Origin of the sequence: Ralstonia mannitolilytica (assembly GCF_905397375.1) — a bacterium.
Taxonomy (GTDB): Bacteria; Pseudomonadota; Gammaproteobacteria; order Burkholderiales; family Burkholderiaceae; genus Ralstonia; species Ralstonia mannitolilytica.
In genome coordinates this window covers 26798-43740 of sequence record NZ_CAJPVG010000003.1, presented here as the reverse complement: position 1 = coordinate 43740, position 16943 = coordinate 26798, and the positions used below count along the sequence as shown (strand labels likewise).

The following is a 16943-nucleotide window of genomic DNA, read 5'->3' as shown; positions in this document are numbered from 1 at the left end:
ACGGGCCGTTTTTTTTACGAGCGCAGGCCGCGTCAGATTTCCACCTTCGTCCCGAGCTCCACCACGCGGTTCGCCGGAATGTGGAAGAAGTCAGAAGGCTTGGCGCCGTTCTGGTGCATCCAGGCAAACAGGCGCTCGCGCCACATCGACATACCCGGCAGCTTGGACGGCACCACCGATTCGCGTGCGATGAAGAACGACGTGTCCATCAGTTCGCACCGCGTGCCGATCTGCGGCTGGCCCAGTTCCAGTACGCGATAGACGTCGGGGGTTTCCTTGAAGCCATATTCCGCCTTCACGACATAGAGGCCGCTGCCGAGGTCGCGCACCACCACGCGCTGCTTGTCGTCCACGTACGGAATGTCGCGCGTGACGAAGCTGATGAAGATCACGCGCTCGTGCAGCACGCGGTTGTGCTTCAGGTTGTGCAGCAGCGACACTGGCACGAAGTCGGTATTGCCGGTCAGGAACACGGCCGTGCCTTCCACGCGATGCGGCGGATGCGCGAGCAGGCCCGCGAGGAAGGGCTCCAGCGGAATGCCGTCTTCAAGACTGCGCGCGCGCAGCAGCTTCTTGCCCTTGTACCAGGTCATCAGCAGGAAGAACACGAAGCCGCCGAGCATCAGCGGGAACCAGCCGCCATCGCGGATCTTCAGCAGATTGGCCGCGAAGAACGCGAGGTCCACCACCAGGAAGCCCAGGCAGACCAGCGTCACCAGCACGGTGTTCCAGCGCCATACCGAACGCATCACCACCGCGGCCAGCAACGTGGTGATGACCATCGTCGTCGTCACCGCAATGCCGTAGGCGGCAGCAAGGTTGTCGGACTTCTTGAACGCGAGCACCACGGCCACCACCAGGATCAACAGCATCCAGTTGACCACCGGCACGTAGATCTGCCCGATCTCGGCCTCAGACGTGTAGCGGATGCGCATGCGCGGCACGAAGCCCAGCGCAATGGCCTGGCTCGTCAGCGAAAAGGCGCCCGAAATGACCGCCTGCGAGGCGATCACGGTCGCGGCCGCGGCCAGCACCACCATGGGAAGCTGCAGCGCTTCCGGCATGGAGCGGTAGAACGGGTTTTCGATGGTGCTCGGGTCGGTCAGCATCATGGCGCCCTGGCCGAAGTAATTCAGCAGCAGGCTCGGCGCCACGATGAAGAACCACGCCCAGCGGATCGGGCGCGCACCGAAGTGCCCCATGTCGGCATACAGCGCTTCCGCACCGGTCAGCACGAGGAACACGGAACCCAGCACGATGAACGCCTGCAGCGCGTGGTCATGCAGGAACGAGATCGCGTACATCGGATTGACGGCCACGAGGATCTGCGGCGCCTTCACCAGGTTCATCAGGCCCAGCGCCGCCAGCGCGGCAAACCACAGCAGCATCACCGGACCGAACAGCTTGCCCACCACCGACGTGCCGCTGCGCTGGATCAGGAACAGCACCGTCAGGATCACCAGCGTAATCGGCAGCACAAACGGCGACAGCGCCGGGGCGGCAATCTCCAGGCCTTCCATGGCGGACAGCACCGAGATGGCCGGCGTGATGACGGCATCGCCGTAGAACATACAGGCCCCGAACACGCCAAGCATCATCAGCAGCGACATGCGCCTGGAGTCTGCGCTGGCCGTGCGCAGCGACAGCGCCATCAGCGCGAGAATGCCCCCTTCGCCGTTGTTGTCGGCGCGCATGACGAACAGCACGTATTTGAGTGACACAACGATCACCATCGCCCAGAACAGCATCGAGATGATGCCGAGCACCGCCGGGCTGGAGAATGGGATACCGTGCTCCGGGTTGAAGGCTTCCTTGAGCGAATACAGCGGGCTGGTGCCGATATCGCCGAATACCACGCCGACGGCGCCGACCACCATGGCACGCAGGTTCAGGTTGGCCTGCGCAGACCCTGTTGCTGTGAGAGCTTGACTCATGAACTGAAAAATCGGCCGATCCGCCGGCCGCTCAAAATCGTGCAATGCACAATGAGGGCGGATTGTACTCCCCACCTTTTCCGCGCCAACCCCTTGAATGGCATCCGTTGCCACGCCGCATCACGGTGATGAGCTGCCGACACGGCTTCACCCCCGTTCCACCGCGTTTGCGCAAATCAAGCGGCCTGCGCGTCGTCTGATGCCGCTGCCGGCTGGAAGCCGCCGGGTGCCGGTTCCGCGATGGGCCCCTGCTGTGCTGCACCTAGCCGAATGTAGGACGGCACCCGACATCAATCTGTAGGAGAATGACGGACGCACCTCGATTGCAAACTTCTGTCGACGGGACCACCCGCCGGCTCCCGCAAGGAGACCACCTTGCCCACCCCTTGCGTCCGGCTCGTCCGGCTCACACGTACATCCCGCATGGCCTGGGTTGTCCTGCTGGCTGTCGCCGCGCTGTTGTTCGCCATTCCCCGCGTGATCCTGCCGTGGGTGCAACCCGCCTTTGCGGAGCATCTCGACCCGGCCGTGTGGGCCGATTATGCCGGCCCGTATGACCTCGCCGCGGCGATCGTCGCCGCCAGCGCGTTGGTCATCCTTGCGGTCCGGCGCTAGCCGGCCTCAACGCGCCAGCGCCCTGGCACATTCGGCCACCAGCGCGGGGCCGCGATAGATCAATCCCGTATAGACCTGCACGAGCTGCGCACCGGCGTCGATCTTCTCGCGCGCATGTTCGCCCGCCAGGATGCCACCGACGCCGATGATGGGCACGGACTCGCCCAGCAGACCGCGCAACGCCCGAATGACCCGCGTCGACGCTTCGCGCACCGGCTGCCCCGACAGGCCACCCGCCTCTTCCGCATGGGCCAGGCCCGCGACAGCCTCGCGGCGAATCGTCGTGTTGGTGGCGATCACGCCGTCCATCTTGTGACGCAGCAGCGCATCGGCAATGTTGGCAATCTGATCGTCATCCAGGTCCGGCGCGATCTTCAAGGCCACCGGCACGTAGCGCTTATGTTGATCGGCCAGGCGCTGCTGCGCATCGCGCAAGGTTCCCAGCAGGCTGTCGAGCTCGCTTGCACCCTGGAGCTGGCGCAGGTTCTTGGTGTTCGGCGACGAGATATTCACCGTGACGTAGCTCGCATGCGGATAGACCCGCTCGAGGCAGTAAAGATAATCGTCGACGGCACGCTCGATCGGCGTATCGGCGTTCTTGCCGATGTTCAGACCCAGCACGCCGCCTGCTTCGCGCCACTTCGAGGCTTTCACGTTGTTGATGAACGCGTCGACGCCGCCGTTGTTGAAACCCATGCGGTTGATCAGCGCGTTTGCAGCGGGCAGACGGAACATGCGCGGGCGCGGGTTGCCCGGCTGCGCGCGCGGAGTGACCGTGCCCACTTCAATGAAGCCGAAACCGAGTGCCCCCAGCGCATCGATGTACGCGCCGTCCTTGTCCAGGCCAGCGGCCAGCCCGACCGGATTCGGAAACGTTACGCCCATCACCGTGCGCGGCTGCGGCGCCACACGCGCCGCAATGCAACTCGACAGCCCCATGGCCTGCGCGCGCTTGAGTTGATTCAGTGTGAAGTGGTGCGCGTCTTCGGGGTCCATCGAAAACAGCAGCGGGCGGGCAAGCGGATACAACAAGGCGTTGAGCACGATCGGAATCCAGGAGAACGCGGAAGGCGGCATTGTAAACGGCGCGCCCATTGCCATGCATCGTGAGCGCCGCATTCGAACATTGCCAGGCTGAAAGTGTCCAAAAGCCAGTCGACACAACGCTTGGCTGGTGAATCGCAAGGACCCCCACGCACCATCAAGAAGCATGTTCTCCAAAAAGGTGTTGCATCGCCGCACGGATTCCGATATAGTCTTGTTTTCGACGGACGCGGGGTGGAGCAGTCTGGCAGCTCGTCGGGCTCATAACCCGAAGGTCGCAGGTTCAAATCCTGCCCCCGCAACCAGCCAAAGTCGAACGGCTCGCTCCAAGACCTGAGCCGATGCAGCAAAGCCCGCAACCAAGCGGGCTTTTTGCTTTCTGCGCGCCGCTCGTCGCGCACCGCACTGGATACTCCGGCTCCCGCCCCACGGGACGGCTACTGCCTCGGTGATACACTGAGGCATTCCACCCGCAACGATTCCCCATGAAATTCTGTTCCAACTGCGGCCAGCCAGTCGTATCGCGCATTCCTGCCGGCGACAACCGGCTGCGCGACGTTTGCGACCATTGCAATACGATTCACTACGTGAATCCGCGCAACGTGGTCGGCACCGTGCCCGTTTGGAAAGATCAGGTCCTGCTGTGCAAGCGCGCGATCGAGCCGCGCTACGGCTTCTGGACCCTGCCCGCGGGCTTCATGGAAATCGGCGAAACCACGGCGCAGGCCGCGTCGCGCGAAACGCTTGAGGAAGCCGGCGCCCGCGTTGAAATCGGCGAGCTGTACTCGGTGCTCAATGTGCCGCACGTGCATCAGGTGCATCTCTTCTATCTGGCCAGCCTGAACGACCTCGATTTCGCACCCGGCGAAGAAAGTCTCGAGGTCGCGCTGTTCAACGAGGCCGATATCCCGTGGGATGACCTCGCCTTCCCCACGGTCATCCACACCCTGCGCTGCTTCTTTGCGGACCGCGCGGCGGGCAAACTGTCGGACAGCAGCTTCCGGCTGCACACGCTGGACATCTACAAGCCGATGCGCTCGGCGGCCATCGATACGCCCGCCACCACGCCGTAACCCCATCCCAAGTTGTCCGCATCATGATCGCCTGGTTGGATCCGCACGATCCCTTCCCGCCGGTCGATCGTGCGCTCGGGCCAGACTCCGAGGCGCCCGGGTTGCTGGCGGCCAGCGCGGATCTGTCTCCGCAACGGCTGCTCATCGCATATCGGCAAGGCATTTTTCCGTGGTATGCCCAGGGCCAGCCGGTGTTGTGGTGGAGCACCGATCCGCGCATGGTTCTGCGCCCGGAAGATTTTCGCGTGTCGACGACCTTCCGCAAGACGCTTCGCCGGGTGCTCGACAATCCGGCATGGGAAATCCGCATCGACCACGCATTCCGCGAGACGATGGTGGATTGCGCCACGACGACCCGCCCCGGCCAGCACGGCACGTGGATCACCGAGGACGTCATCCACGCCTACACCGCCCTGCACCGCCGCGGCTATGCGCACAGCGTCGAAAGCTGGTATGCGGGCGAGCGTGTGGGCGGACTGTACGGGGTGTCTCTGGGCCGGATGTTCTACGGCGAATCGATGTTTGCGCGTCGCACCGACGCGTCGAAGATTGCGCTCGCGGCCCTCTGCGCCTTCCTGGGCGGCCAGGGCGTCGCGATGATAGACTGCCAGCAGGAGACCGAGCACCTGGCGTCGCTGGGCGCAGCGCCGGTGCCGCGCGCGGCGTTTCTCGCACATGTGCGGGAAGCGGCCAACGCGCCGGCCATCGTGCCGTGGTACTTCGACAAGTCGGTACTCCGCCGGTGGACTACGCGCAATGAGCAAGCTTAAGGAACTCCCCCTCTCGGCATTGCAGTTCTATGCCACTGCGCCTTACGCATGCAGCTACCTGGATGGCCGCCTGGCGCGGTCGCAAGTTGCTACGCCGGCACACCTCATCAACGCCGACGTCTATTCCAAGCTCGTACGCGCGGGCTTCCGGCGCAGCGGCATCTTCACGTACCGCCCTCATTGCGACGACTGCCATGCCTGCACGCCATGCCGCGTCGTGGTCGATCAGTTCGTGCCGTCGCGTGCGCAGCGCCGGGCGGCGGAACGACACCAGTCACTCGAAGCCCTGGTGGCGCCGCTTACCTATGTGGAAGAGCATTACCAGCTGTATCTGCTGTACCAGTCGATTCGCCACGCCGGCGGCGGCATGGACCACGACAGCCGCGACCAGTACGAGCAGTTCCTGCTGCAAAGCCGCGTGAATTCGCGCCTGGTGGAGTTTCGCGAGCCGCCCGAGTCGCCATCCGCGGGCAAGTTGCGCATGGTGAGCATGATCGACGTGCTGGAAGACGGTTTATCGTCCGTCTACACCTTTTATGATCCGCTCGAGCACAAGGCCAGCTACGGGACGTACAACGTGCTGTGGCAGATCGCCCAGGCGCAGGCGCTGGACCTGCCCTATGTGTATCTCGGCTACTGGATCGAACAGAGCCGGAAGATGGCGTACAAGGCGCTGTTTCAGCCGCTGGAGCTGTTGGTCAACGGAGAATGGCGGCCATTTGACGACGTGGCGCCAGCCAAGGGTTGACTGTCAGCGCGACGTGCGCTCGATGCCGACGTCCACCACGCCATACGTGCTGATGTTCGAGCTGTCGCGATATTGATCACGCGACGTCGTGCACGCCGTCAGCGCTGCGCCGACGCACACGAGGCCCGCCGCCCACAACGCTGCACGTTTCCACGCGATTCTCTTGCTCATGATGTCACCCCCTGTCCGGGCGTGGCCGAGTTGCTCGGCCAACACCGTGTTGTACGCACGGACCATCCCCGGAATCAGGAACAAGTCCCCAAGTACCCAACGCCCGCCAATCACTGCCAGCACCGAGTCGGCGGTATTGCCCATATCGCGGACGCCACCACGTGCCCCCGATACTGGTGACGGCCTGCGCGATGGCGCTTCCCGGCCGCTTCAGATCAAAGCGGCCCGACCGGAAGACCCAGGAGGAAACCACCACAGGCAGGCGAGTCCCGCGCTCTTCTTCAGGGCGTCGTACAGCATGGTTTCGCGGGCGGTCCGGTTCATGGCGCTGGCTGCCACGGGATAACGTGTCAGACACTCACCCGCATGGCACGTTCCATGTCGACCACCGGCTACATGGCGGCGAGCTTGGCTTCAGCCTTGTCTGTCCACAACCGCATTTCCGCGAGCAGCGACGCCGGCGAGAACGAGCAGCTCTCTTCGCCGAACGACACCGCCATATCGAGCCGCTGCAGCAGCGAGCGTCGGACCTGGTCATAGGCCGGCGGCAGGACGGCCAGCGGCGCGAGCGTGGCATCGTCGCGCCATTGATTCAGGAGTCGCGGCAAGTCGGGGGATTTCGTGTGACGTTCGAGCGCCTCACGCAGGTTCTGCAACGATTCAGCCGCCGTCATGCCCGGGCCCTCTTTTCACGATACAGCTCGCGGAACGTCTTGCCGGCCGGTGCGGGCATGTCGCGCGTGTCCGTCCAACCTTTGCCTACCGGCAGCGAGCGGATCAGCCTTTTGTCGCCGCCCATCCAGCGCAGCACGCGTGCGGCGACCCATGTGCCGGCTGAATACAGCGCGGGACGCCGCGCCATGAAGCCCCACACCCGCAGGCCGAAGCGCTCCGATGGCGGACGCAGTTCGCGCTCCATCTGTTTTTCGCGCAGCGTGCGCAGCAGGTCCGACAGCGGGATGGACGCCGGGCACACGCGATTGCACTCGCCGCACAGCGTGGCAGCCTGCGGCAGATCCAGGGCGTTCGACAGCCCAACGTAGCTCGGCGTCAGCACGCTGCCCATCGGGCCGGGATACACCCAGCCATACGCGTGGCCGCCGATCTTCTGATAGACCGGGCAGTGGTTCATGCACGCGCCGCAGCGGATGCAGCGCAGCATCTCCTGGAACGCGCCGCCGATGAGGCCACTGCGGCCACCATCGACGAGGACGAAGTACATATGCTCCGGGCCATCCTGCTCGCCCGGGGCGCGTGGGCCGGTCAACAGCGAGAAGTAATTGGAAATGGCCTGCCCCGTGGCCGAGCGCGGCAGCAGGCGCATGACCGTGGCCAAGTCTTCGAGCGTGGGCAACACCTTCTCGATGCCGGTCACGGCAACGTGCACGCGCGGCATGATCGTGCACATGCCTTCGTTGCCTTCGTTGGTGACGATGGCGACCGAGCCCGTTTCGGCAATGATGAAATTGCCCCCCGTCACGCCCATGTCGGCAGAGAGGAACTCGGGCCGCAGCACCTCGCGCGCCTCGCGGGTCATCTGCGGAATGTCGGTCAGGCGCGGCTTCTTGTGGGTCTTGGCAAAGAGATCTGCGATCTCTTCCTTATCCTTGTGCACCACCGGCGCGATGATGTGCGACGGCGGCTCGCTGTCGTTGATCTGCAGGATGTATTCGCCCAGGTCGGTCTCGATGCTCTGCACGCCCATCTCGCCGAGCACCTGGTTCAGGCGCATCTCCTCGGTCACCATCGACTTGCTCTTGATGACTTTCTTCACGTCGTGCCTGCGCGCGATTTCCGCGACCAGCCGCGCCGCATCGGCCGTCGTTTCGGCAAACAGGACCTTGGCGCCACGGCGCGTGGCTTCGGCTTCGAACGTGGCGAGCCAGACGTCGAGGTTCTCGAGCGCGCGGTTGCGACGCTCCTTCAACGCCTCGCGTGTCGCCGTAAAGTCGATCTCCTGGATGGCCGCGGCGCGCGCGGTGACGAATTTGGTCGAGAGCTTGGTCAGGTTCTGCTGCAGGCGCTGGTCGGCAAGCTTCTGGCCGGCGCGCGCCTTGAATTCCATGCTGCGGACTTGCATGCGATTGCGTCTCCGTCGGGTTCGTGGGGTCAGGCGTCGCCGGCCAGGACCTGCGCGATATGCAGCACGCGCGTGCGTGTGTCGCCGGTGCGGCGCAGGCGGCCCTCGATGTTGAGCATGCAGCCCACGTCCCCGAGCACCACGGCATCGGCGCCGCTCGCCTTGATGTTGGCGCACTTCTCATCGGCAATGGCGGTGGAGATGTCGCCGTACTTGATCGAAAACGTGCCGCCGAAGCCGCAGCACGCTTCGCACGCCGGCATCTCGGTCAGCTGCACCCCCGGCAGCTTGGCAAGCAACTCGCGCGGCTGCGCCTTCACCCCGAGCTCCCGCAGACCGGAACACGAATCGTGGTAAGTCACATGGCCCTTGAATTCCGAATCGAGCGATTCAACGCGCGCCACGTTGACCAGGAAATCGGTCAACTCGTGCACGCGAGGCGCCAGGCGCTCGTAACGGCCGGCCAGTTCCGGATCGTCGCGAAAGAGATCGGCGTAGTGCTTGCGGATCATCCCGCCACACGAACCCGACGGAATGACGACGTAGTCGAACTGCTCGAATTCCTTGAGGGTTTTCTCGGCCAGGTCGCGCGCCAGGGGTCGGTCGCCAGAGTTGTAGGCCGGCTGGCCGCAGCACGTCTGCGCGGGCGGCACGATCACTTCGTAACCCGCCTTCTCCAGCAGCTTCAACACCGAAAACCCGATGTCGGGCCGCATCAGATCGACCAGGCAAGTGAGGAACAGACCTACGCGCATGGGAACTCTCATGTCTCTTCTGGAAGCCGCCATTATGCGCCCGGATGTCCGTCCCGGGCGGCTCGCACGGCACAGAACTTGTTCATGCTGGTCGTGAGTGCACTTCACCTGCCCTACGCAGGCACACCTTCGGCACAGTTGAGCATGCCCTCGAAAATAGACGGGATCATGCGATGGGAGGGTGCGCGTTTTCACATGGTGGGATAAAATTTTGCATCGCATCCGCAACCCACTGCACCCATGGCAGAAGCAGACAAGGACCCTGGCAAGACGTCCATCCAGGTCATCGAACGCATGATGATGCTGCTCGACGCGTTGGCCGAACATGCCGACCCTGTGAGCCTCAAGGCATTGTCGGCCAGCACTGGCCTGCACCCGTCCACCGCCCACCGCATCCTGAACGACATGGTGGCCTGCCGCTTTGTCGATCGGTCCGACCCTGGCAGCTACCGCCTCGGCATGCGACTGCTTGAGCTGGGTAACCTCGTCAAGGCACGCCTGTCGGTGCGCGAAGCCGCGCTGGCGCCAATGCGCGCGCTGCACCGCCTGACCGGCCAGACGGTCAACCTCTCCGTACGCCAGGGCGACGAGATCGTCTACATCGAACGCGCCTATTCGGAGCGGTCGGGCATGCAGGTGGTGCGCGCCATCGGCGGCCGCGCTCCGCTGCATCTGACATCGGTCGGCAAGCTGTTCCTGGCCGCCGACGAGATCGGCCGAGTGCGAGCCTATGCCACACGCACGGGCCTGTCGGGCCACACGCGCACGTCGATCACTGACCTGCCCAAGCTCGAACGTGAGCTGAACTGGGTCCGCACGAACGGCTACGCGCGCGACAATGAAGAACTGGAGCTGGGTGTGCGTTGCATCGCTGCCGGCATCTATGACGATTCGCGCCGGCTGGTGGCAGGTCTGTCGCTGTCCGCGCCGGCCGACCGGCTGCAGGACAGCTGGCTGGAAAACCTCAAGGACACCGCCCTGCAGATTTCCAAGGGGATGGGCTACACGCACGAAGAACCGGCAGCGCGCGTCGAATAGCGCGCCGTGCAGGTGTCGGCCCAACAAAAAAGCGCGTCCTCGAACGCGCTTTTTTGTTGGGGCATGCGGCAGATCAGGCGCCGTGCTGCTCCGAAGCCAGGACGGCCGGCGGCTGCGTCGACACCGGAACATTGCGCAGCGGCGCAGCTGCCTGCGTGGCCGGCTCGACATGCGGATTACGCTCCAGCCAGTGGCGCACGCGCGTGGCATCGGCAAAGCGCGTCAGGTTGCCGGCGGAATCCAGGAACACCATCACCACGTTGCGCCCGTGCACATTGGCCTGCATGACCAGGCAGCGGCCCGCCTCGTTGATGAAACCGGTCTTCTGCAGGCCGATGTCCCAGTCGCCGCCGCGCACGAGGCGGTTGGTGTTGACGTAATGCAGCGAGCGGCCGTTCACGTTGACGGTGTGCTCGGTCGTGGTCGTGAACTGGCGGATGAGCGGTACCTTGTAGGCAGCCATCACGATCTTGGCCAGATCCTGCGCGCTCGACACGTTGCTGCTCGACAGGCCGTTCGAATCGACGTAGTGCGTGTCGTTCATGCCGAGTTCGCGGGCCTTGCGGTTCATGGCGGCAACAAAGGCCGGACGGCCGCCCGGATAGTTGCGGCCGAGGGCCGACGCTGCACGGTTCTCCGACGACATCAGCGCCAGCAGCAGCAGGTCTTCACGCGTGAGCATCGTGCCAAAGCGCAGGCGCGAGCCGGTGTTGCGCTCGTAGTCGCGATCCTCCTCGGTGATCTCGAGCAGTTCGTCCATCGGCTGGTGCGCATCCATCACGACGAGCGCGGTCATCAGCTTGGTAATGGACGCAATCGGCAACACCGCCGACGAATTCTTCTGGAACAGCACCTCACCGGTGTTCTGGTCCATCACGAGCGCAACGGACGAACGCAGCGCCAGTGCATCGGGCGTGGAGCGCAGCCCCATGGCCTCACCGAGCGTGGGGGCTGCCGGCACGAAAGCGGCGCGCACCGGACGCGCGCCGCGCTCGACCACGATCACGCGGCGCTTGCCCTTGACGGTGACGACCTTGCGGACCTTGGTGGTAGCGGCTTCGTCGCTGCTTGCAGCTGCAACGTTGGCGCCGGCCTTGTGCTTGCCAACGGCCTTGCCTTTCGTCTTGGCGGTCTTGCTGGCAGCAGGCTTCTTGGACGACGTGGCCGCGTGAGCGGTCGTGATGGACGCGGCGGCGAGCGCGACGGTCATCAGCGAAACGAAGCCGAGACGTCGAAAAAATGAGGAAACAGACCGTGACATGGTTCGATCACCCGCGCGTGAGATGGCGCAAGTGTAGGCAAAAACAAAATTCTTAGCAAGATGAAGGACTTAGCTCACGCCGTTAAAGTTTGACCTCGGGAGCCTTATCATTCGGTCATCATTTCGACGCAATCTCCTGCCAAGGCAGGACGAAAAGGGCGAAAAAAGTTGCGCAAACAGCACATGACGCTCTGCGTGCAATGAGAACGGAGTCGGAAATCGCCACGAGATTCCCTCGCGTCTGTCAACAACAATTGCGGCTGACAATTTGCCCGGACCGTGCCTCACGACACGCGCGCTTCGTACGCGGTATCGCATGATGGAAAGTCTAACGACACATCGGTCGAATCTGTTGACATATTTCGAGGACTTTTCCGCGCCAATTCTCGCTTTGCGCGACGATGTGCGCTGTAGCACGCAGGCGGCACCGATTGCGACGTCAGCCGAGGAAACGGGTGAAGTGCGAGACAGGCGCGCGTTCGGTGACGAGGGTGTTCTCGATGGCCGTCGGGTTCGCATAGCCCATCGACATGCCGCAGACGACCATCTCTTCGTCGGGCAGGCCGAGTTGCTCGCGGATGACGCGGTGAAATTGGGTGAATGCGGCCTGCGGGCATGTATCGATGCCGCGCGCACGGGCCGCTACCATGACGGCTTCGAGGAACATGCCGTAATCTAGCCAGCTGCCCTGCTCCATCACGCGGTCGATGGTGAAGATGATGCCGACCGGCGCGTCGAAGAACCGGAAATTGCGCGCGTGCTGGGCGTGCATGCGCTCCTTGTCGGCGCGGCCGATGCCGAGCAGGCCGTACAGATCCCAGCCGACCTTGCGGCGGCGGCTCTGATACGGATCGACCCACGTGCGCGGGTAGTACGGGTATTCCTCGCGATGCAGTGTGTCGACTTCCGGATGGTCGTATGCCGCGAGCACGGATTCCGACAGGCGCGCCTTCGATTCGCCCGTCAGCACGTACACCTTCCAAGGCTGCGTGTTGCTGCCGGAGGGCGCGCGGCGCGCCACGTCCAGAATCGCTTCAATGTCTTCGCGTGCCACAGGCGTCGGCAGGAACGCGCGAACTGAACGGCGCGAGGTGATGGCGCGATCGACGAGCTCGACTTCAGCAGCGGTGGGTCGGCGGTCGTTCATGGCGACGCAAACGCTCAGGCGACGGCGCTGGAGACGAGCGGCTCAAGCACCGCACGCAACGCACCGGGCAACGGCACCGGCCGGCGCGTTTCGCGATCGACATACACGTGCACGAAGTGGCCTTGTGCAGCGGCTTCATGCGCGTCTGCGCGGAACAGGCCCACCTCGTAGCGCACGCTCGTGTTCCCCAGGCGCGCCACGCGCAGCCCTGCCACCACCGGATCCGGAAACGACAGCGGCGCGAAGTAATTGCATTGCGTCTCGATGACGAGGCCGATGGTCTCGCTGCGCTCCGGGTCCAGCACGCCCTCGCCGATGAGATACGCGTTCACCACGGTGTCGAAGTAGCTGTAGTAGACGACGTTGTTGACGTGGCCGTAGACGTCGTTATCCATCCACCGCGTGGTGATGGTGTGGAAATGGCGGTAGTCGTCGCGCGTCTGGCGTGGCGTGCTCATGGGTGTCAGCGGGGCAATCGAATGTGATGAGGATACCAGCGGCCCGGGCGAGGTCACTTGCGGATGACGAGGGCCACGCCGCATGCGGCAACGACCATGCCGAGTGCCGCGAGCGGCGGAAACCGCTCGCCGAACAGCGCCCACGCCATCACGGCGGTCGTGGGCGGCGTCAGATACAGCAACGACGTCACCCGGGTGGCCGCGCCCTTGCGGATCAGCACGAACAGTAGCGAGATCGCGCCAATCGACAGCGCCAGAACCGACCACACGAGCGAGCCGATCATCTGCACGGTCCAATGCACGTCGCGGGTCTCGAACAAGAACATGAACGGCAGGCAGAGCAGCGCGGAGGCGCCAAACTGGATGCACGTGCCCATGCGCAGATCGAACACAGGGCAATGGCGCTTCTGATACAGCGTGCCCACGGTAATCGACAGCAGCGCGCCCACGCACAGGGCAAGCGTCGTCACGCCCACACCGGCCAGATGCAGCTTGTTGGCCACCACCAGGCCCACACCGGCAATGCCGCACAACAGGCCCAGCCATTGGCGGCCCGAGACACGCTCGCCGCGCATCGACACGTACAGCGCCGTGAGAATCGGTTGCATGCCGACGATGAGCGCGGTCATCCCGGCAGGCATACCCAGCTTGACCGCCGCCCATACGCCCGCCAGATATCCCCATTGCATCAGCACACCCGCCACGGCGATGTGGCCGACGGTGGCCCAATCGGTCTCGCCCGTGCCCGCCTTGCGTGGTAATGGCACGCGCGCCAGCCACACCAGCGGCAGCAGGCACACCAGCACGCCGACAAAGCGGAGGAACAGGAAGGTGATCGGCTCGGCGTACGGCATCCCGTACTTGGCCACGATGAAGCCCGTGCTCCAGATCAGCACGAAGAGCCATGGCATGGCGGCGACGAACAGGGAATCGCGCGCCTGCGCGGGCGCAACGGAATACGCTTGTGTCATGCGGAAAGCGGAAGAGAGGTCGATGCAGCCGCAGCGCTTTCGCGGGCGGCCCAACGCTGTGCGTGCCGGGCGGCCAGCGCAATCGTCTGCGCGTGGACAGCCACGGTGTCGTCAATATTGTTGCCGTAGCCGCCCGCCATGGTAACGGCAATCGGAATGCACCGCTGATACGCAAAATCGAACACCTCCTGGTCGCGCCGTGCCAGGCCGTCCAGGGTCAACTTCAACCGCCCCAGGCGGTCGCCTTCGTGCGGATCCGCCCCCGCCAGGTAAATAATGAGGCGCGGCTTGAACCGGCCCGCCAGGATATCGAGGGCGCCGGTCAGGGCCTGCAGATAATCGTCGTCGCAGCAGCCGTCGTGCAGACCCACGTCCAGATCGGACGCTTCCTTGCGAAACGGATAATTCTTCTCGCCATGCACGGACAGGGTGAAGACCGAAGGATCGTCGCGCAGGATCGATGCCGTACCGTTGCCCTGATGCACATCCAGGTCGATGATCGCGACCGGAAAGTCCTCGGGGGTTCTGCCCGGCCTGCGCTGCATCCAGCGTGAAGCGATCGCCGCGTCGTTGAACACGCAAAAGCCACCGCCCTTGTCGGCATAGGCGTGGTGTGTTCCGCCTGCCAGATTTACGGCGATGCCGTCGACCATGGCGGCCTCGCATGCGGCCATCGTCGCGCCAGCCGAACGGCGGCTGCGCTCGACCATCTCGAGCGACCACGGGAAACCGATCTCGCGCTGGCGCGCCGGGTCGAGCGTGCCGCCGCTGACAGCCTCAATATAGCTGGCCGCATGCGCCAGCAGCAGCGCATCGTCATCAGCGCGGGGAGCCTCCTGCATCTGCACCCCCGACACCTGGGTGAGCACCCGCTGCCGCAACTCGCTGTACTTACGCATCGGGAAGCGGTGCCCCGGCGGCAGCGGCAACACAAAATGATCGGTATAGAACGCGCGCATGTGAAGTTGGGATCGCACTACAACGTAATCGGCAGTCCGGCGCATGCTAACCCGGTGCGCCCTCGCCTGTTTTTTGAGACGAGATTGTCGCTCCGACGCCCTTTCCCGTTCGATTGCGCACCATAAACGCGCATTTTTCTGCCACAAAAAATCACGCCAAACGGTTCTCTGCGCAATTCCCGCGCACGAAAAATCGGCAAAATCCGATTTTTGTGCGATGCACAAAGAATGCTTGACACTCGTTTGGCATTCAACAACAATGAAATTGTTGCGATGCACCATCCCTGACCCATCGCGATGTCGCCTGGACGGCCCGACGCTGAACGTCACGCTTTGTACATCTGGGCGATCTAAATTTTGATTTTGATTTCCCGACCCACCTTTGTATTTGGAGAGACAACATGCTGACTCAGGAACAGATCGCTGCGGCGCACAAGGCCAACCTGGAAACCTTCTTCGGCCTGACCAACAAGGCATTTGAAGGCGTCGAAAAGCTGGTCGAACTGAACCTGCAAGTCGTCAAGGCTACCCTGGCTGAGAACGTCGAACACGCCAAGAAGGCCCTGTCCGCCAAGGACGCCCAGGAACTGCTGTCGGTGCAGACCGCCGCCGTCCAGCCGCTGGCTGAGAAGGTGCTGGCCTACAGCCGCCACCTGTACGAAATCGCTTCGGACACGCAAAGCGAGTTCAGCAAGGCCGCTGAGCTGCAAATCGCAGAAAACAGCCGCAAGCTGCAAGCGCTGGTCGACAACGTGTCCAAGAACGCTCCGGCCGGTTCGGAATCGGCGGTGGCCCTCGTGAAGTCGGCTCTGTCGGCTGCCAACAATGCTTACGACTCGGTGCAGAAGGCCACCAAGCAAGCCGTGGAACTGGCTGAGAGCAACTTCCACGCTGCCGCCAACGCCGCCAGCAAGGCCACTGCCCAAGCTTCGGCCCAGGCACGTGCCGCGGCCGGCAAGAAGACCACGACCGCTGCCTGATCCGGTCAACTGCGTCTGACAAGCGGGCCTCCTTCGGGAGGCCCGTTTTGCTTTGGTGCATCGAGCCCGTCTTCCAGACGCCCTGTTTTGCGCGCATTTGCGCGGAACTCCGGCGCCGGCTGGCCAGTCCATTGCAGGTGTTCGTCAGATTGTCTCCTCGGTACCGCTGCTGAAAACCTGTCCTCAGTGGTGATCAGTGAGTACCTTTGACCCGGCTTCGGCCGGGTTTTTTGTGTGCTGCAAACGTAGCGCAACCTTCAAATTGCGAACTTTTGTGGCAGCGCGGCGCTCCATTCGGTATTGCGGCTCGCCGCCCCTGTCCCCATCACGATGTCTCGCGAATCCTTGGCCAAACGCGGCCTGATCCTGATCGCAGCGCTCATCCTGCTGTTCGAGGAATGGATCTGGAAGGTCATGCTGCGTCTCACCGCCCGGCTCTCCGCGCATCCGTTGGTGCAGGCCGCGGAACGGCGGCTCGCTGCGCTGCAACCCATAGAGGCGCTCTGCGCCTTTGCGTTGCCCATGCTGGCGCTGCTTCCCTTCAAGCTGGCAGCGATCTACGTGCTGGCCCGCGGCCATCTGATTGCGGGGACGTTGGTGCTGGTGCTGGCCAAAGTCGTCAGCACAGGGCTCGGCGTACGGATCTACTGCGCCGTGCGGCCGCAACTGCATACGCTGGCCTGGTATGCGCGTTGGGAGACCGCGTTCCTCGCCTGGAAACGCCGAATGGTGACCGCCCTGAAAGCCACACCGACATGGAAAACGCTGCAAGCACGGCTTGCTGACTTGCGCATGCACCGGGACGGTCTCGTGCATCAGGCTTGGCGCCGCCTGACAGCCGCACTGCGCCTGCTGCGCCGCCACCGCCGGCCCATTGAACCGCGTCATTGAGCGCGACACCAGACGCGCCAAAAAAACGGCTGCCCACCACGGAGCAGC

Annotated in this window: 17 protein-coding genes, 1 tRNA gene and 1 pseudogene; 8 read left to right on the top strand and 11 right to left on the bottom strand. The window is 63.8% G+C overall.

Annotated features, from left to right (window positions below; genetic code table 11):
- Positions 1-32 precede the first annotated feature (32 nt).
- Positions 33-1934 (bottom strand): potassium transporter Kup, encoded by a 1902-nt coding sequence (locus KHN96_RS08320; RefSeq protein ID WP_045787869.1) that lies wholly within the window; start codon positions 1932-1934, stop codon positions 33-35.
- Between the two features lie 423 nt (positions 1935-2357).
- Here KHN96_RS08320 and KHN96_RS08315 point away from each other — a divergent pair, with 423 nt between their 5' ends.
- Positions 2358-2549, top strand: coding sequence for a hypothetical protein (locus KHN96_RS08315; RefSeq protein WP_045786950.1), 192 nt, complete (start codon positions 2358-2360; stop codon positions 2547-2549).
- Between the two features lie 6 nt (positions 2550-2555).
- Here KHN96_RS08315 and KHN96_RS08310 read toward each other — a convergent pair whose 3' ends face one another.
- The gene (locus KHN96_RS08310) at positions 2556-3593 is read right to left on the bottom strand and encodes a quinone-dependent dihydroorotate dehydrogenase (RefSeq protein ID WP_062738533.1); all 1038 of its coding nucleotides are present in this window, start codon (positions 3591-3593) and stop codon (positions 2556-2558) included.
- Between the two features lie 228 nt (positions 3594-3821).
- Between KHN96_RS08310 and KHN96_RS08305 the strand changes: the two genes are divergently transcribed.
- The 4 genes from KHN96_RS08305 to KHN96_RS08290 all read left to right on the top strand — a co-directional run bounded on the left by KHN96_RS08305 (position 3822) and on the right by KHN96_RS08290 (position 6184).
- Positions 3822-3898: transfer RNA gene (locus KHN96_RS08305), tRNA-Met, on the top strand.
- Between the two features lie 180 nt (positions 3899-4078).
- The gene (locus KHN96_RS08300) at positions 4079-4666 is read left to right on the top strand and encodes an NUDIX hydrolase (RefSeq protein ID WP_045786951.1); all 588 of its coding nucleotides are present in this window, start codon (positions 4079-4081) and stop codon (positions 4664-4666) included.
- A gap of 23 nt (positions 4667-4689) precedes the next feature.
- The gene (gene aat / locus KHN96_RS08295; RefSeq protein WP_062738496.1) at positions 4690-5436 is read left to right on the top strand and encodes a leucyl/phenylalanyl-tRNA--protein transferase; all 747 of its coding nucleotides are present in this window, start codon (positions 4690-4692) and stop codon (positions 5434-5436) included.
- Positions 5423-6184, top strand: coding sequence for an arginyltransferase (locus KHN96_RS08290; protein WP_062738495.1), 762 nt, complete (start codon positions 5423-5425; stop codon positions 6182-6184). Before aat ends, KHN96_RS08290 begins: the two co-directional genes overlap by 14 nt.
- Positions 6185-6373: 189 nt before the next feature.
- Here KHN96_RS08290 and KHN96_RS22955 read toward each other — a convergent pair.
- From KHN96_RS22955 to KHN96_RS08270, 4 genes and pseudogenes are all read right to left on the bottom strand, one after another.
- A pseudogene (locus KHN96_RS22955) lies at positions 6374-6679 on the bottom strand (TM2 domain-containing protein); the annotation flags it as partial.
- Positions 6680-6747: 68 nt separating this feature from the next.
- Positions 6748-7029, bottom strand: a complete 282-nt coding sequence (locus tag KHN96_RS08280; protein WP_045786954.1) for a hypothetical protein — start codon at positions 7027-7029, stop codon at positions 6748-6750.
- On the bottom strand, positions 7026-8435 hold the full coding sequence (locus KHN96_RS08275; protein ID WP_062738494.1) for a LutB/LldF family L-lactate oxidation iron-sulfur protein: 1410 nt from the start codon (positions 8433-8435) through the stop codon (positions 7026-7028). Before KHN96_RS08275 ends, KHN96_RS08280 begins: the two co-directional genes overlap by 4 nt.
- Before the next feature lie 29 nt (positions 8436-8464).
- Positions 8465-9190, bottom strand: coding sequence for a (Fe-S)-binding protein (locus KHN96_RS08270; RefSeq protein WP_062738493.1), 726 nt, complete (start codon positions 9188-9190; stop codon positions 8465-8467).
- 240 nt (positions 9191-9430) lie between these two features.
- On the opposite strand from KHN96_RS08270, the gene KHN96_RS08265 reads away from it, so the two are divergent.
- On the top strand, positions 9431-10228 hold the full coding sequence (locus KHN96_RS08265; RefSeq protein WP_045786957.1) for an IclR family transcriptional regulator: 798 nt from the start codon (positions 9431-9433) through the stop codon (positions 10226-10228).
- A 73-nt stretch (positions 10229-10301) separates the two neighbouring features.
- Here the strand turns inward: KHN96_RS08265 and pbpG are convergent, their stop codons facing one another.
- From pbpG to KHN96_RS08240, 5 genes are all read right to left on the bottom strand, one after another.
- Positions 10302-11489 (bottom strand): D-alanyl-D-alanine endopeptidase, encoded by a 1188-nt coding sequence (gene pbpG, locus KHN96_RS08260; protein WP_045786958.1) that lies wholly within the window; start codon positions 11487-11489, stop codon positions 10302-10304.
- 439 nt (positions 11490-11928) lie between these two features.
- Entirely contained in the window at positions 11929-12636 is a 708-nt protein-coding gene (locus KHN96_RS08255) for a nitroreductase (protein WP_062738491.1), read from the bottom strand.
- Between the two features lie 14 nt (positions 12637-12650).
- Positions 12651-13094 (bottom strand): acyl-CoA thioesterase, encoded by a 444-nt coding sequence (locus KHN96_RS08250; RefSeq protein WP_045786960.1) that lies wholly within the window; start codon positions 13092-13094, stop codon positions 12651-12653.
- Positions 13095-13147: 53 nt separating this feature from the next.
- The gene (locus KHN96_RS08245; protein WP_045786961.1) at positions 13148-14065 is read right to left on the bottom strand and encodes a DMT family transporter; all 918 of its coding nucleotides are present in this window, start codon (positions 14063-14065) and stop codon (positions 13148-13150) included.
- Positions 14062-15024, bottom strand: a complete 963-nt coding sequence (locus tag KHN96_RS08240; protein WP_257984042.1) for a histone deacetylase family protein — start codon at positions 15022-15024, stop codon at positions 14062-14064. Before KHN96_RS08240 ends, KHN96_RS08245 begins: the two co-directional genes overlap by 4 nt.
- A gap of 401 nt (positions 15025-15425) precedes the next feature.
- Between KHN96_RS08240 and KHN96_RS08235 the strand changes: the two genes are divergently transcribed.
- Positions 15426-16004: a phasin family protein gene (locus tag KHN96_RS08235; RefSeq protein WP_045786963.1), complete on the top strand. Its 579-nt coding sequence runs from the start codon at positions 15426-15428 to the stop codon at positions 16002-16004.
- A 330-nt stretch (positions 16005-16334) separates the two neighbouring features.
- Complete coding sequence (locus KHN96_RS08230; protein ID WP_062738489.1) at positions 16335-16895, top strand: hypothetical protein; 561 nt, start codon at positions 16335-16337, stop codon at positions 16893-16895.
- Positions 16896-16943: the final 48 nt, after the last annotated feature.